Source organism: Kutzneria sp. CA-103260 (assembly GCF_018263855.1).
In the GTDB taxonomy this organism is placed as follows: Bacteria; Actinomycetota; Actinomycetes; order Mycobacteriales; family Pseudonocardiaceae; genus Kutzneria.
On sequence record NZ_CP073318.1, the window covers coordinates 3,773,841 to 3,789,026 of the forward strand.

Below are 15,186 nucleotides of genomic sequence, written 5' to 3' on the forward strand. Positions count from 1 at the left end.
GCGCCGGCCTAGTACTTTCGGCGGGTCCGGCCGGTGTCGTAGGCCCACATCGCGATCTCCACGCGGTTTCGGGCGTGCAGCTTGGCCATCAGGCTGGTGATGTGGGTCTTGACGGTGCTCAGCGTGATGTAGAGCTCGTCGGCGATCTCGGTGTTCGTCCGGCCGGCCGCGACCGCCGCCAGCACCTGTTCCTCACGTGCGGTCAGCGGATCGACCGGCTGCGCTGCCGGCGTCGAGGGCCCCGCGTCGGCGAAGACGCCCAGCAGCCGGGCGGTGATGCTGGGCGCGATGAGCGCCTCACCGGTGGCGGCCGCGCGCATGGCCTGGGTGAGCATGCCGGGGCCGGCGTCCTTGAGCAGGAAACCCCGGGCGCCCGCGCGCAGTGCCGCATAGACGTACTCGTCCAGGTCGAACGTGGTGATCACCACCACGGCCAGGGGATCGGCGACGTCCTGGCCCGCCAGCCGCCGGGTGGCCTCGATGCCGTCGACGACCGGCATGCGGATGTCGAACAGGCACACGTCGGGCCGCAGCCGGCGCGCCAGCTCCACGGCCCGCTCCCCGTCGGCGGCCTCGCCGACCACCTCGATGTCCGGCTGGGCGTTGAGGATGATGGTCAGCCCGGTGCGGACGATCTCCTGGTCGTCCGCGACGACCACGCGCACGGTCATGCCCTGGTTCCGGTGCGCGGCAGCACGGCGGTGACCGTCCAGCCCCGGTCAGGATTCGGGCCGGCGGCGCAGGTGCCGCCGAGCAGGCCGGCGCGTTCGGCCATGCCCGCCAGCCCGTATCCCGACGATCCGGCGGCACGGCCACCGTCGCCGTCGTCGCTCACCTGCAACCGCACCGACCGGTCGTCCGCGGCGACACGGACATCGATGCGGGTCGCGTGCCGGGCGTGCCGGCGGGCGTTGGTCACGGATTCCTGGGCCAGCCGGTAGATCGCGGCCCCTACCGACGGGGAAACACCCTGGACGTCGCCGAGGATCTCGACCTCCACCATCGGGCCGGCGCTCTCCCGGCCTGCGAGGCCTTCGAGGTCGGTGATGCGCGGGTTGGGAGCGAGCTCCGCCGGCTCGTCGAGCCGCAGCACTCGGACCATGGCGCGCATCTCCGTGAGGGCGCGCGACGCCTCCGCCTCGATCAACCGCAGTGCCTCCGACGCGGCCTCGGGCTGCGTCTCGGCGATCGCCAGCCCGGCCTGGGCGCGGATCGCCATCGCCGACACGTGGTGCGCGACGGTGTCGTGCAGGTCGCGCGCCAGACGTTCGCGTTCGAGCAGCTTGGCCTGGTCCAACTCGCGTCTGCGGGCGCGTGCCCGGTAGCGCACCGCCGCGCCGACCGCGCCGGCCGTGACGAGCACGGCCCCCTCCCCGAGCGCCTGGCCCGCGTCGACGAAGCCGGCCAGCAGCCAGAAGCCGATCTTCGCGAGCACCACCGCCGAGCCGAGCACCATGTCGCGGCCGGATCCCCAGCGCAGCAGCGAATACGGCAGCAGCAGCATGTAGACCATGGCGTAGATGTCGGGCGGCTGGCCGTGGGTGAGCAGCGGGGCCAGGCCGGCGACGACGAACGCGATGGCGATCGCCGGCAGCGGCCGGCTCCGCCGCCACAACAGCAGTGGGGCCAGCGCGATCGCGACGGTCACCGCGACCGGGCGCCAGGCCAGGTTCTGCTGCAGCACTCCCTCCAGCACGGCACCCGAGACGAACACGCCGACCAGCGCCCAGTCCCGCCACGTCCGCGGCGGCCGTTGCGTGGGGCGAGGTTCGTACCACAGGGAGCGCAGCACCGCATCATCGTAGGTGCCGGGCACGCCGCCGGTATCGCCCGAAAGCACGAGGGGAATCCCCATGCCTTCGTCAACCCTGCCAGTTCGAACCACCCGGCCGAGGGTGCGTGCGCTGCACCTGCCGGCCGCGGCCCGTTCGGGCGCTTCGGTGCAGTTGCGGGGTCGGCAACGAAGGGCTGCCGACAAACGCCGTCGGCAGCCCTTCGGAGGGTACTTTCTTTCGTCAGGGTGCGCCTGGGGTCAGATCCAAAGACTGCACGGCCGAGTTCACCGCATCGAGCCTCCAACCGGCGGCCGCAGGACCGCACCGCGCCACGGTGTCGCGCGTGTCCGAGACGTTCGTCCCGGTGTTGAAGGCCGTGTTGGGCGTGTTGGACAGCACGTTGGTGTAGAGGAAGCTGTTGTTGCTGTACACGCACTGATGCAGATTCAGGTACCGACCGGCGGCCAGATCCAGAGACTGCACGCCCGTGTTCACCGAATCAAGCGTCCAACCAGCGGCCGCAGAACCACATTTCACCGCGGAGTCAGGCGCGTAGGCAATATTCGTCCCGGTGTTGAAGGGCGTGTTGGGCGTAGTGGACAGCACATTGGTGTAGAGGAACTTGTTGTTGCTGTACACACACTGATGCAGATTCAGATAACGGCCACGGACCCTGTCCAGGGATTGCAAGGCCACGTTCGCCGAATTAAGCGCCCAGCCGGCGGCCGCGGAACCGCACTGCGCCGCGGCGTCGCGCGCGTCCGAGACGTTCGTCCCGGTGTTGAAGGCCGTGTTGGGCGTGCTGGACAGCACGTTGGTGTACAGGAAGCTGTTGTTGCTGTACACACACTGGTGCAGATTTACATACCGGTCCCCCGCTGCCATGGCAGGTGTTGCCGTGAGCCCGAGCACAGCCAGGCTCAGCACTGCCACAATGGCAGACCTCCACGACCGCACAGCCTTTTTAAGGCGCACGCCAATTCCTCCTCATGATTTACGACCACATCGAACCGGACGTCGATCACTATCTCGACATTTGCCACCCATGAGCACCGGTTCCGCGGTGCAGAACAGGGAAGGTCTTACATCGACCCCCGCTATGTCACCGACCTTCAACTGTTATCACTATAAGTGCCAACCCGACTACCGCATGTAATGCAACTGAGTGATTCGAATGGAAAGCAATCGGGTGAATCCCAATGGAGTACGTCAGAACCCGACATGAGCACGGGTAGCTGCTAATCAGCACGCTTGAGCGGCCAGCCCCGCGAACCACGGGTCTTCGACAAGCTGAAACAGGTCTCGGTGCGAGCAGCGCCCGCACCGAGACCCGTCAGATCAAAGGATCAGGCGCAGGTCAGCGTCGGCACCGCCCAGTCGGCGTGGTCGAGGCCGTTGCCGTCACCGCCGTCACCGACCAGCAGGTCGAGCACCTGGCCGCCAGTGACCGGGACGTCGATCGCCGCGGCCGGCTGGTTGCCCTTCAGCACTGGTGTGTTGGCCAGGGCCTTGCCGTCGAGGCTCACCGCGAACGTGACGGTGCCGGAGCCGCCGGCCTCGCCGTCCACGCCGACCGAAGCGGTGAACCGGCTGCACTTGCCGGCGAGGTAGACCTGCACGTCGCTGACGGCGTTGGTGCCCAGGCCCTTGGCGTACTGAACGCCCCCGATGGTGATCGGCTTGCCGTCGCCGGCAGCGGCCTCGCCGTTGCTGGTGTCCCGTTCCACCGGGCCCCAGCCGTTGGTGGCGGACAGGAACGGCAGACTGCTCACCGCGACCTGTCCGCTCGGCGGCGCGGCCGGCACCGCACCGACGATCCGCTCGTCGGTGAAGGTGTCTCGACCAGCCTTGGCCGTGACCTTCAACGCGGCCGGCTGCAACGTCCCGGTCGGCGCGGTGACGGGCCACGAGAACGTGGTGCCGTTACGGGTGGCAGCGCCGACGGTCCAGCCGGTGGGCGCGGACAACGTCGCCGACACGTCCCGGCTGGGTGCCTGGACGGTCGCGGTGGCGGTGAACTGCTGGCCGCTGGCGGCGGTGTCCGGCGCGTGCAGGGTCACCGAGCCGCGAGGAGCCGGCGGCACCGCGTACTTGCGCGGATCGTAGCCCGGGGAGTAGTTCTGCCGGGCGGTGAGCGGCGAGGCGTGGCTGCCGTAGTTGGTCAGCGACACCTGCCCCAGTCCCCCGGTGCTGCCGTCGAGGTTCCACACCGCGATGGCGATCGTGTTGTCGCCGTTGGGGTTGAGCACGCCGTTGGGAATCGGGAAGCTGTGCTCCGGCCCGAGGTAGTTGATGTACTGCCCCATCTGCCAGCCGTTGACGAAGATCAGCGCCCGGTACTGGCGGGACGGGTCGTCGTTGACGGTGATGCCGACCGAGGTGTCCTGACCCCGCGGCAGGTCCAGCCGGACGTTGGTGCGGTACCAGGAGACCCCGGGCGTGGTGTCCTTGGCCGGCAACGAAACCTTCGGCCAGGACTGGTCCGGGTAGCCCGGCAGGGACTCGCCGGTGCGCTCGCCGTACAGGCCGCCGGTGTTGAGCGGCCCACGGACCTGGTCCAGGCCGTTCGCGCCCTGCAACCGCCAGGTGATGGAGGTCAGCGGCGAGCCGGCGAGGCGGGCCCCGATGAGGCCGCGGGCCGACTTGTTCCCGTTGGACGCCCCGTAGTCCTCGTCATGGCCCATGTTGACGGTCAGGACCGACACCTCGTTGTCGCCCTTGCGGACGGAGCCGGCCGGGAAGGCGAAGGTATGTGTGGTGTCGGTGGAGCTGCCGAGGAAGGTCCCGTTCAGCCACACCGAGGTCGCGCCGGCGTTGCCACCGCTCTGGGACGACAGCGTGATGCCGGCCTGCGTGCCGTCACCGGTGAACTTGCCGCGGTACCAGGTGTTCCCGGTGTGGAAGCCGTAGTCGTCGGCGAACAGCACCGGCAGCGTGCCCGCCACGGTGCTGCTGTTGGTGGTCATCTTGTCCGCGACCGGCCAGCGCGAGTCGTCGAAGCCGGGCTGGCTTTCCGGAGACTCCTGCTGGTGCTTCCAGTCGGTCAGCGCCGGCAGCGTCACCGGCTTGGCCGTCGGCAGCGTGGCGGTGCGGCTGCCGCTGGCCGTGGCCTGCGACCGCACGTCGCGTCCGTTCCAGGTGATGGTGTTGGCGGTGCTGAACACCTCGACCGAGCCATCGGTGTCGGTGTCGCCGGTCAGCGCCAGCGTGTGACCGGCGGAGTTGGCGGTGCGCAGCAGGTGCGTGCCGCGGACCAGGACCGGGCCGGAAGCGGTGTCCTGACGCCAGAACGTCTCCGCGGTCGCCTTGTCCCCGAGCAGGAGCAGCAGCGGCCGGGCACCCGGCTCGCTCACCAGCACCCGCGTGAGTCCATTGTGGACGTAGTTGAGCCGGAGGTCGCCGCGCGAGGCATCCCAGGTGCTGGTGGCGGAGCCGCCGAGCACCGTCACGGTCGGCTGCTTGGCGTACCGCAGCACGGTTTCGCCCGGCTGGCCCGCGTCGCCGTAGAGCACCGCGACATCCTGGTTGCCGATGGTCGCGTTGGTCATGATCTCGGAGGTCGAGTACTGCATGTGCGACTGCCCGAGGTCGTAGCCGGCGACGAGGATCTTCGACTCGCGGCCGTTCAGCGTGATGCCGGTGTCGGGCTGCTGCGGCACCGTCGGGTAGTAGTCGGCGGTCGACGCGGACAGCAGGTCCACGGCGTCCACGACGACGAAGGTCCCCGAGGCCGAGGGGTTCTTCTGGCCGGTGACCACGATCTTCAGCGTGTGTGGCCCGTTGGCCAGCCCGCGGACCTCGTAGCCGGTCAGCTGGTTCTGCTTGGACGCGGAGTACAGGTCGACGGTGCTCACCTTGGCGCCGTCCAGGTAGACGTCGGCGATGCCGTGGTTGCCGTCCTTGGAGGTGATCCAGCGGATTCCCGGACCGGTGAAGGGAATCGACACGCTGTCGCCGGCCGTGTCGGAGAACGACTCGGTGTGCTGGTAGTCGCCGCCGGTGTAGTTCTGCTCCGCGCCGACATGGCTCCACGCGCCGGAATACGCCAGCGCCGAGGCCGGATCGTCATACGTGTAGCCGGAATGCGCGGCGAGGTCGAGCGCGATGTGCGTGGTGTCGCTGACGTTCGAGGTGGAGTCGCTGTGCCGCAGCGTGTGGAACTGCGTGCGGGTGTCCGGGTTGATCCGCGCGGTGTCGGTCAGCGCCGCGTCGGTGAGCGGGGCGGAGCTGAGCCCGTCGGTCTTGGTCAGCGGGGCCACCGACTGGGTGAACTCGCCGATCAGCTTGTCCTCGTAGTACTTCGGGTCCAGCTGGCGGCTCTCGGTGATGGCCGCGCCGTAGTCGTAGGAGGTGTAGTTCTGCGGGATCGCGCTCCAGCCCCACGACGTGCCGCCGTAGAGCATGTAGAAGCTCTGCGCGGTCGCGCCGGCGGCGATGTTCTGCTTGTAGAACACGTTCGCGAACTGGTCGTTGATCAGCTGGCCGCACTTGGCATAGCCCGGGCCGCCCCACGGGTCGAACGCGCCGCCCTGGAACTCCGGGGTGTACAAGGGCTTGCCGGCCGGGTGGTCGTAGCTGATGTCCGGCACGCCGGCCCACTTGGTCGGGTTCGAGCAGTCGAAGCCCTGCGGGTAGGAGTCGGGGCCGTCCACGTCGAGAGCGGCCACGCCGGAGTTGAACGTGCCGTTGTTGTTGCCGGTCAGCGGCACCGTGATGCCGTCGGCCCGGGCCTTGTCCTCCAGGTGCTTCATGTACGCGCGGCCGGCGTCGCTGCCGTTGTAGTACTCGTTCTCCACCTGGTAGCCGATGACGCTGCCGCCGCCGTCGGTGAGCTGGTGGCGCTTGAGGATGCCGTCGATCTGGGACTGCCACTCGTCGGAGTAGGCCAGGTAGGTCGGGTCGGCCGACCGGGTGTGGCCCGGGGTGGTCGACAGCCACGTCGGGAAGCCGCCGCCGTCCACCTCGGCGTTGATGTACGGGCCGGGGCGGGCGATCACGTAGAGGCCGGCCTGCTGGGCCATGTCCAGGACTTCGTCGATGTCCCGGACGCCGCTGTAGTCGTAGACGCCCTGCGCCGAGGACTGGTAGCCCCAGTCGAAGTACAGCGAGGTGGCGTTGAAGCCGGCCGCCTTCATCTTCTGGAAGATGTCCCGCCACAGGTCCGGGCTGGGCAGCCGGTAGTAGTGGAACTCCCCGGACCACAGGTAGGTCCGGTTCCCGTCGATCATGAACGAGTAACCGTCATAAGTGATCTTGTGGCTCGCTCTGGCCGGGGCCGCGGCCACCACGGGACTCGTGGTGGCCACGACTCCGGTCAGCGCGAGCGTGACGCAGCTGAGCAACGCCAGCAACGCCCTCCTCCAGGAGGTGGACGGGGTGCGGCGGGGTAAGCGCATGACTTGCCTCCTGGAGTGCCACTCTGCACTGAATCCAGCACGAAAGCTAAGGAACTCAGCAGAGTCGGTCAAGACTCAACATTCGCGCCCACGGTGGGGACCGTCGAATGTGTCGGTTTTTGTCAGCGCGTCGCGGTCACCCCGCCCCGCTTCTTGGTCCAGATGTCGTAGGCCACCGCCGCGAGCAGCACCAGACCCTTCACCAGCATCACCTGCTCGCTGGGCGCGCCGATCAGCGACATGCCGTTGTTGATCACGGCCATGATCAGGCCGCCGGTGATCGCGCCGACCACCTTGCCGACGCCGCCCTGCACGGCCGCGCCACCGATGAACGCGGCCGCGATGGCGTCCAGCTCGAACGAGGTGCCCGCGGTCGGGCCGGCCTGGTTGAGCCGGCCGGCGAAGATCACCCCGGCCAGCGCGGACAGCACGCCCATGTTGACGAAGATCCAGAACACCACCGACTTGACCTTGACGCCGGACAGCGTCGCGGCCTGGAGATTGCCGCCGATGGCGTAGATCCGCCGGCCGAACACCGCCCGCGTGGTCAGCAGCGAGTAGAACAGCACCAGCGCCACCAGCAGCACCAGCACCCACGGGATGTTCTTGAACCGCGCCAGCTGCACCACCACGGCCAGCACGACCACGCCGGCGCCGCCGGTCTTGAGCAGGAACACCGGCAGCGGATCGACTTCCTGCAAGTAGGTGATCCGGCCCCGGCGGGCCCGCCACTGCGAGAACCCGATGCCGGCGACCACCAGCACACCCACTAGCAGGCTCACCAGGTCCGCGCCGCCCAGCGGCCCGAGGCCGATGTTGCCGAGGTAGCCGTCGGTGAAGCCGTTGGACAGCGTGCGGATCGGGTCCGGGAACGGGCCGATGCCCTGGTTGCCCAGCACGGTCAGGGTGAGCGCGCGGAACACCAGCATGCCGGCCAGCGTGACGATGAACGCCGGAATGCCGAAGTAGGCGATCCAGTAGCCCTGCCACGCGCCGATCAGCGCGCCGACCACCAGCGTGATCACCAACGCCAGCAGCCACGGCACGTTCAGGTTGACCATCAGCACCGCGGACACCGCGCCGGTCACCGCGACCACCGAGCCGGCGGACAGGTCGATGTGCCCGGCGATGATGATCAGGATCATGCCGATGGCCAGGATCAGCACGTACGAGTTCTGCACGATGATGTTGGAGATGTTCTCCGGCTGGAGCATCGTGCCGCCGGTCAGCACCGTGAACAGCGCGACGATCAGCGCGAACGCCACGTAGATGCCGCTCTGCCGCACGTTGAGGGACAACCGGCGCGGCGCGCGGGCCGGTCGCTGGACGCTGCCGGAGACCTGCTCGGTGTCCGGTGGTGCGGTGCTGCTCATGGCGTGTGCTCCTGGTTCCTGGTCATGTGCTGCATGAGGCGCTCCTGGGTGGCCTGCTCCCGGCTCACCTCGCCGGTGATCCGGCCGGCGGCCAGCGTGTAGATCCGGTCGCACAGGCCGAGCAGCTCCGGCAGCTCCGAGGAGATGACCAGCACGGCCTTGCCCTCGTCGGCCAGTCCGTTGATGATCGAGTAGATCTCGTACTTGGCGCCGACGTCGATGCCGCGGGTCGGCTCGTCCAGGATCAGCACGTCCGGATCAGTGAAGATCCACTTGGACAGCACGACCTTCTGCTGGTTGCCGCCGGACAGCGTGCCCACCGCGGTGTTCACGGTGGGCACCTTGATGTTCATGCTGCGCCGGAACTCCCCGGCGATCCGGTGCTCCTCGTTCTCGTTCACCCAGCCGCGGCGGGCCAGCTTGCGCAGGCCCGCCGCGGAGATGTTGCGCTTGACGTCCTCGATGAGGTTGAGGCCGTAGCGCTTGCGGTCCTCGGTGACGTAGGCGATGCCGTTGGCGACCGCCTCCCGCACCGTCCGCGCCTGGATCTCCCGGCCGTCCTTGACCAGCCGGCCGGAGATGTCACGCCCGTAGGACCGGCCGAACACGCTCATCGCGAGCTCGGTCCGGCCGGCGCCCATCAGGCCGGCCAGGCCGACGATCTCCCCGCGCCGCAGCACCAGGTCGGCCGCGTCGACCACCTTGTGCTCCGGCCGGGTCGGGCTGTGCACCGTCCAGTTCTCGATGCGCAGCGCCTCGGCGCCGATCTTCGGCTCGTGCGGCGGGAAACGGTGTTCCAGGTCGCGGCCGACCATCCCGGCGATGATCCGGTCCTCCGTGACGTTGTCGGTCGCCACGTCCAGCGTCTCGATCGTCCGGCCGTCGCGCAGGATGGTGATCGAGTCGGCGATCGCCATGATCTCGTTGAGCTTGTGCGAGACGATCACCGAGGTGACTCCGTCCGCGCGCAGGCCCCGCAGCAGATCCAGCAGGTGGGCGGAGTCGTCCGCGCCGAGTGCCGCGGTCGGCTCGTCCAGGATCAACAGCTTGACCTTTTTGGACAGTGCCTTGGCGATCTCCACCAGCTGCTGCTTGCCCACGCCGAGGTCGCTGATCTGGGTGACCGCCGGTTCCCGCAGCCCCACCCGGTCCAGCAGCTCGGCCGCCCGGTGGTTGGTCCGGTTCCAGTCGATCAGCCCGCCGGCGACCTGCTCGTTGCCGAGGAAGATGTTCTCGGCGATCGACAGCTGCGGGCACAACGCGAGCTCCTGGTGGATGATCACGATCCCGCGGTGCTCGCTGTCCCGGATGCCGCCGAACTCGCAGGCCTCGCCGTCGAAGGCGAACTCGCCGTCGTAGGAGCCGTGCGGGTACACCCCCGACAGCACCTTCATCAGGGTGGACTTGCCGGCGCCGTTCTCGCCGCAGATGGCGTGGATCTCACCGCGCCGGACCGACAGGCTCACGTCGGCCAGCGCCCGCACGCCCGGGAACGACTTGCCGATACCGGTCATCGTCAGGATGGAGTCGACCATGACCGGCTACTTCAGCTCGCCGGCGGTGTAGTAGCCGGAGTCCACGAGCGCCTTCTGGTAGTTGTCCTTGGTGACGATCACCGGCTGAAGCAGGTAGGACGGCACGACCTTCTTGTGGTTGTTGTAGTCCTTGGTGTTGTTCACCGGCGGCTTGCCGCCGGTCAGCACCGCCTGCGCCATGTCGACCGCGGTCTTGGCCAGCTGGCGGGTGTCCTTGAAGATCGTGGAGTACTGCTCGCCCGCGATGACCGACTTCACCGACGCGACCTCGGCGTCCTGCCCCGTGACCACCGGGTAGGGCTGGCCGGCGGTGCCGTAGCCGTTGCTCTTGAGCGCGGACAGGATGCCGATGGACAGCCCGTCGTACGGCGAGAGCACGCCGGCGACCTTGGTGGTGGCGTTGTAGGTCTTGGTGAGCAGGTCCTCCATCCGCCGCTGCGCGGTCGCCGGGTCCCAGCGCAGGATGGCGCACGGGCCGAAGTCGGTCTGGCCGCTCTTGACCACCAGCGTGCCCTTGTCCAGGTACGGCTTGAGCACGGACATCGCGCCGTTGAAGAAGTACGAGGAGTTGTTGTCGTCGGGGGACCCGGCGAACAGCTCGATGTTGAACGGCCCCGTCACGCTCGGGTCGTCGCTGCCGTCGGCCTTCTTCAGCTTCAGCCCGGTCAACAGCGAGGTGGCCTGCTCCACGCCGACCTGGAAGTTGTCGAAGGTGGCGTAGTAGTCCACGTTCGGCGTGTTGAGCAGCAGCCGGTCGTAGGAGATCACCGGGATGTGCCGGTCGGCGGCGTCCTGCAGCTGCGTGGTCAGCGCCGTGCCGTCGATGGAGGCGACGATCAGCGCCTTGGCGCCCTTGGTGATCTGGTTCTCGATCTGGTTGGCCTGGGTCGGGATGTCGTTCTCGGCGTACTGCAGGTCGACCTTGTAGCCGAGCTTCTCCAGCTGGCTCTTGATGTTGTCACCGTCGTGGATCCAACGCTCCGACGCCTTGGTCGGCATGGTCACGCCGACCAGCGCGCCGGCGTTGGATCCGGACGTCGGGGCCTGGTCGACGGTCTTGACGGACGAGCCGCACGCGGTCAGCGTGGCGCCCAGTGACAGGGCGACGCCGGCCACGATCAGTCGGGATATCCTCATGTGTGCTCCTGAAATAGTGCTGGCCGGTCAGAAACCCTGGGCGAGCCGGTAGTAGGCCTGGTTCCAGCGAATGCGGTCGCCGAACTCGGCGACATCGCTGCCGTTGCCCACGACGAGCAGCTCGGTGTTGAGCATGTGGCCGAAGTCTCGCAACGTGTCCGCGCCGACGGCCTGGGTCAGCACGGTGTGGTGCGGCCCGCCGGCCGTCAGCCACATCTCGGCGGACTCGGCGAGCGACGGCTTCGGCCGCCACACCGCGCGGGCCACCGGCAGCCTCGGCAGCGGCTCGTCCGGCGACACGACCTCGATCTCGTTGGCCACGAAGCGGAAGCGGTCGCCGAGGTCGGCCAGGCCGATCACCACGGCCGGCCCGGTGGCCGCGTCGAACACCAGCCGCACGGGATCCTCGCGGCCGCCGATGCCCAGCGGGTGGACCTCGCAGGAGGGCCGCTCGGCCGCGATGCTGGGGCAGACCTCCAGCATGTGCGCGCCGAGGATCTTCGGCTCCCCCGGCCCGAAGTGGTAGGTGTAGTCCTCCATGAACGACGTGCCGAGCCCGGTGCCGCGGCCCATCGCCTTGACCGCGGCCAGCAGCGTCGAGGTCTTCCAGTCGCCCTCGCCGCCGAAGCCGTAGCCGTCGGCCATCAGCCGCTGCACCGCGATGCCGGGCAACTGGCGCAGTCCGCCGAGGTCCTCGAAGTTCGTGGTGAACGCGCCGAAGCCGCCCTCGGTCAGGAACCGCCGCAGTCCGACCTCGATCCGGGCGGCGTGGCGCAGGGAGTCGTGCCGGTCGCCGCCGGGCGCCAGCTCCGGCCGCAGCGTGTAGGAGGCGACGTAGTCGGCCACCGTCTCGTCCACGTCACCGTCGGCCGCGGCGTCCACATAGGACACGAGATCGTTCACGCCGTAGGTGTTGACCGAGACACCGAACCTGAGTTCGGCCTCCACCTTGTCGCCCTCGGTCACGGCGACGTCGCGCATGTTGTCGCCGAACCGGGCCAGCCGCAGCGTTCGCAGGTGCGCCAGGCCGATCGCGGCCCGCGTCCAGTCCTCGATCCGGCCCAGCAGCCGGGCGTCGGTGGCGTGCCCGGCCACGGTCTTGCGCGCGACGCCGAGCCTGGTCTGCACGAAGCCGAACTCCCGGTCGCCGTGCGCGGCCTGGTTGAGGTTCATGAAGTCCATGTCGATGCTCGCCCACGGCAGCGACAGGTTGAGCTGGGTGTGCAGGTGCAGCAGCGGTTTGCGCAGCGCGTCCAGGCCGGTGATCCACATCTTGGCCGGCGAGAAGGTGTGCATCCACGCGATCACGCCGACGCAGTCCGGGTCGCCGTTGGCCTCCAGCATCAGCCGCCGGATCGACGCGGCGTCGGTGAGCACCGGCTTGCCGACGATCTCGGCCGGGATCCGGCCGGACGCGGTGAGCAGCTGCTGCACCTGCTCGGACTGGCCGGCGACCTGGCGCAGCGTCTCCTCGCCGTAGAGGTGCTGGCTGCCGGTGAGGAACCACAGCTGGGGTTTGCTGGTCGGGCCCTGGGCGCTCATGGGTGCTTCTCCTGGGGATGTCACGGACGTCGTGTCAGCGCTGGCCGTACACGTTCTGGTAGCGGTGATGCAGGCGGTCGATGTCCTCGCGGCGCAGCGAGGGCAGCTCGCCCAGCTGGTGTGCGACGTGGACGGTGCGGGCCACGTCCTCCACCATCACCGCGGCCTTCACCGCGGCCCGCGCGTCCCGGCCGACGGTGAACGGCCCGTGGCTGCGCATCAGCACCGCCGGCGATCGGCTGCTCCGCAGGGTCTCCACGATGCCCTGGCCGATCGAGTCGTCGCCGATCAGCGCGAACGGGCCGACCGGGATCTCGCCGCCGAACTCGTCGGCGATCATCGTGAGCACACAGGGAATCGGCTCACCGCGGGCGGCCCACGCGGTGGCGTAGGTGGAGTGCGTGTGCACCACTCCCCCGACTTCCGGCATGTGCCGGTACACGTAGGCGTGCGCGGCGGTGTCCGACGACGGGGCGAGCTCGCCGTCGACCAGCTCCCCGTGCAGGTCGGTGACGACCATGTTCCGGCCGCTGAGCTCGTCGTAGGACACCCCGGACGGCTTGATCACCATCAGGTCCCGGTCCGGGACCCGGGCCGACACGTTGCCGGCGGTCCAGATGACCAGGCCGTTGCGGGTGAGCTCGGTGTGCAGCTCGGCGACCGTGTTCCGCAGCCGGTCGACGGTCTCGCGCACCTCGGCGCTGACGGACATCGCTAGTCCTGTCCCTTCTGGGCGCGGGCCTTGCGCCTGCGCTCCCGGAGTCGGCGCATGACCTCGTTGACCCCACGGCCGAAGTAGTCGTGCAGGGTCAGGTACTCGGTGAACAGCTCCTCGTAGCCCGACACGTTGGTCGGGATCGGCAGGTACACGTCGCGCTCCACCGAACCCATGGCGGCGGCCGCCGCACGGATGTCCGGATACGCCCCGGCGGCGACCGCGGCGTGGATCGCCGAGCCCAGCGCCGGACCGTTCTCGGACCCGATCACCGACAGCGGCATGTCGAGCACGTCGGCGTAGATCTGCATCAGCAGCGGGTTGCGGATCAGCCCGCCGGCCACCACGAACTGGGTCACCGGCACCTGCGCGTCGATGAAGGTGTCGATGATGACCCGGGTGCCGAAGGCGGTCGCCTCCAGCAGCGCGCGGTAGACGTCCTCGGCGCGGGTGGCCAGCGTCTGCCCGACGACCACGCCGGAGAGCTCGTGGTCGACCAGCACCGAGCGGTTGCCGCTGTGCCAGTCGAGCGCGACCAGCCCGTGCTCGCCGACTTGCTGCTGTGCGGCCAGGTCCGAGAGCAGCTGGTGCACGGACAGGCCCTGCTCGCGCGCCTTCTCGTGGTACGCGGGCGGGACCATGTGGTCCACGAACCAGCCGAAGATGTCGCCGACACCGCTCTGCCCGGCCTCGTAGCCCCAGAGGCCGGGCACGATGCCGCCCTCCACGACGCCGCACATGCCCGGCACCTCACGAAGTTCGGCGCCGTTCATCACGTGACAGGTGGAGGTGCCCATGATCGCGACCAGCTGGCCGGGTTCAACGGCCCGCGCGGCGGGAGCGGTCACGTGCGCGTCGACATTGCCCACCGACACCGCGATGCCGGCCGGCAGCCCGGTCCACTCGGCGGCCTGCCCGCTCAGCCGCCCGGCGGCGTCGCCCAACTGCCCCAACGGATGCGCCAGCTTGTCCGCGACGAAGTTCTCGAACCCGGGGTTGAGCTCGCGCAGGTATTCCGGGCTCGGGTAGGCCCCGTCCTGGTGGATTCCCTTGTAGCCGGCGGTGCAGGCGTTGCGGACGTAGTTTCCGGTGAGCTGCCAGACGATCCAGTCCGCCGCCTCGACGAACCGCCACATCGCGGCGTACACCTCGGGCGCTTCCTCCAGGATCTGCAACCCCTTGGCGAACTCCCACTCCGAGGAGATCAGCCCGCCGTAGCGGGGCAGCCACTTCTCGCCGCGGCTGCGGGCCAGCTCGGTGATCCGGTCGGCCTGGCCCTGTGCCGAGTGGTGCTTCCACAGCTTCACGTAGGCGTGCGGCTCGGCGCGGAACTCCGGCAGCTCGCACAGTGGCGTGCCGTCCTCGGTGACCGGAACCATCGTGCACGCGGTGAAGTCGGTGCCGATCCCGATCACGTTCTTCGCCGACGCGCCCGCGGCCTTGAGCGCCGCCGGAACCGCGTTGCGCAGCACGTCGACGTAGTCGGAAGGCACTTGCAGCGCCCAGTCCGGCGGCAGGACCCGGCCGGTCGCGGGCAGCGTCTGCTCGACGACGGCGTGCGGGTACTCGAAGACCGCGCTGCCCAGTTCGGCGCCGTCGCGCACGCGCACGACCACGGCCCGGCCGGACAGCGTGCCGAAGTCGACGCCGACCACGAGCTGGTCGGTTAGCGCTAACATCTTGGCCACGACGTTGTTTTCCTCCTCGGGTGTG

General features: G+C 69.0%; 10 protein-coding genes. All 10 read right to left on the reverse strand.

Annotated features, from left to right (window positions below; translation table 11 throughout):
- Positions 1 to 8 precede the first annotated feature (8 nt).
- Positions 9 to 671 carry a response regulator gene (locus JJ691_RS16125; protein ID WP_211769572.1) on the reverse strand — a complete coding sequence of 221 codons (663 nt, stop codon included), beginning with the start codon at positions 669 to 671 and terminating at the stop codon, positions 9 to 11.
- A complete protein-coding gene (locus tag JJ691_RS16130; RefSeq protein WP_249227971.1) occupies positions 668 to 1,792 on the reverse strand; it encodes a sensor histidine kinase in 1,125 nt (374 codons plus the stop codon). The genes JJ691_RS16125 and JJ691_RS16130 overlap by 4 nt, the downstream gene beginning before the upstream one ends.
- 223 nt (positions 1,793 to 2,015) lie before the next feature.
- Complete coding sequence (locus JJ691_RS16135) at positions 2,016 to 2,708, reverse strand: hypothetical protein (protein WP_211769574.1); 693 nt, start codon at positions 2,706 to 2,708, stop codon at positions 2,016 to 2,018.
- Between the two features lie 413 nt (positions 2,709 to 3,121).
- Positions 3,122 to 7,171 (reverse strand): beta-galactosidase, encoded by a 4,050-nt coding sequence (locus JJ691_RS16140; protein ID WP_211769575.1) that lies wholly within the window; start codon positions 7,169 to 7,171, stop codon positions 3,122 to 3,124.
- Positions 7,172 to 7,293: 122 nt separating this feature from the next.
- Positions 7,294 to 8,544 (reverse strand): multiple monosaccharide ABC transporter permease, encoded by a 1,251-nt coding sequence (gene mmsB / locus JJ691_RS16145; protein ID WP_211769576.1) that lies wholly within the window; start codon positions 8,542 to 8,544, stop codon positions 7,294 to 7,296.
- Complete coding sequence (mmsA, locus tag JJ691_RS16150) at positions 8,541 to 10,067, reverse strand: multiple monosaccharide ABC transporter ATP-binding protein (protein ID WP_442912776.1); 1,527 nt, start codon at positions 10,065 to 10,067, stop codon at positions 8,541 to 8,543. Before mmsA ends, mmsB begins: the two co-directional genes overlap by 4 nt.
- 18 nt (positions 10,068 to 10,085) lie before the next feature.
- Complete coding sequence (gene chvE / locus JJ691_RS16155) at positions 10,086 to 11,216, reverse strand: multiple monosaccharide ABC transporter substrate-binding protein (RefSeq protein WP_211769578.1); 1,131 nt, start codon at positions 11,214 to 11,216, stop codon at positions 10,086 to 10,088.
- Positions 11,217 to 11,243: 27 nt separating this feature from the next.
- Positions 11,244 to 12,758 carry an L-arabinose isomerase gene (gene araA / locus JJ691_RS16160; protein WP_211769579.1) on the reverse strand — a complete coding sequence of 505 codons (1,515 nt, stop codon included), beginning with the start codon at positions 12,756 to 12,758 and terminating at the stop codon, positions 11,244 to 11,246.
- A gap of 34 nt (positions 12,759 to 12,792) precedes the next feature.
- Positions 12,793 to 13,470: an L-ribulose-5-phosphate 4-epimerase gene (locus JJ691_RS16165; RefSeq protein ID WP_211769580.1), complete on the reverse strand. Its 678-nt coding sequence runs from the start codon at positions 13,468 to 13,470 to the stop codon at positions 12,793 to 12,795.
- Between the two features lie 2 nt (positions 13,471 to 13,472).
- Positions 13,473 to 15,152 carry a ribulokinase gene (gene araB / locus JJ691_RS16170; RefSeq protein ID WP_211771511.1) on the reverse strand — a complete coding sequence of 560 codons (1,680 nt, stop codon included), beginning with the start codon at positions 15,150 to 15,152 and terminating at the stop codon, positions 13,473 to 13,475.
- Positions 15,153 to 15,186: the final 34 nt, after the last annotated feature.

Bases quoted from the DNA above. Each gene is read 5' to 3' on its own strand.
- JJ691_RS16125 (WP_211769572.1), bottom strand. From the start codon at position 671: ATGACCGTGCGCGTGGTCGTCGCGGACGACCAGGAGATCGTCCGCACC.
- araB (WP_211771511.1), bottom strand. From the start codon at position 15,152: ATGTTAGCGCTAACCGACCAGCTCGTGGTCGGCGTCGACTTCGGCACG.
- araA (WP_211769579.1), bottom strand. From the start codon at position 12,758: ATGAGCGCCCAGGGCCCGACCAGCAAACCCCAGCTGTGGTTCCTCACC.
- JJ691_RS16140 (WP_211769575.1), bottom strand. From the start codon at position 7,171: ATGCGCTTACCCCGCCGCACCCCGTCCACCTCCTGGAGGAGGGCGTTG.
- chvE (WP_211769578.1), bottom strand. From the start codon at position 11,216: ATGAGGATATCCCGACTGATCGTGGCCGGCGTCGCCCTGTCACTGGGC.
- JJ691_RS16165 (WP_211769580.1), bottom strand. From the start codon at position 13,470: ATGTCCGTCAGCGCCGAGGTGCGCGAGACCGTCGACCGGCTGCGGAAC.
- mmsB (WP_211769576.1), bottom strand. From the start codon at position 8,544: ATGAGCAGCACCGCACCACCGGACACCGAGCAGGTCTCCGGCAGCGTC.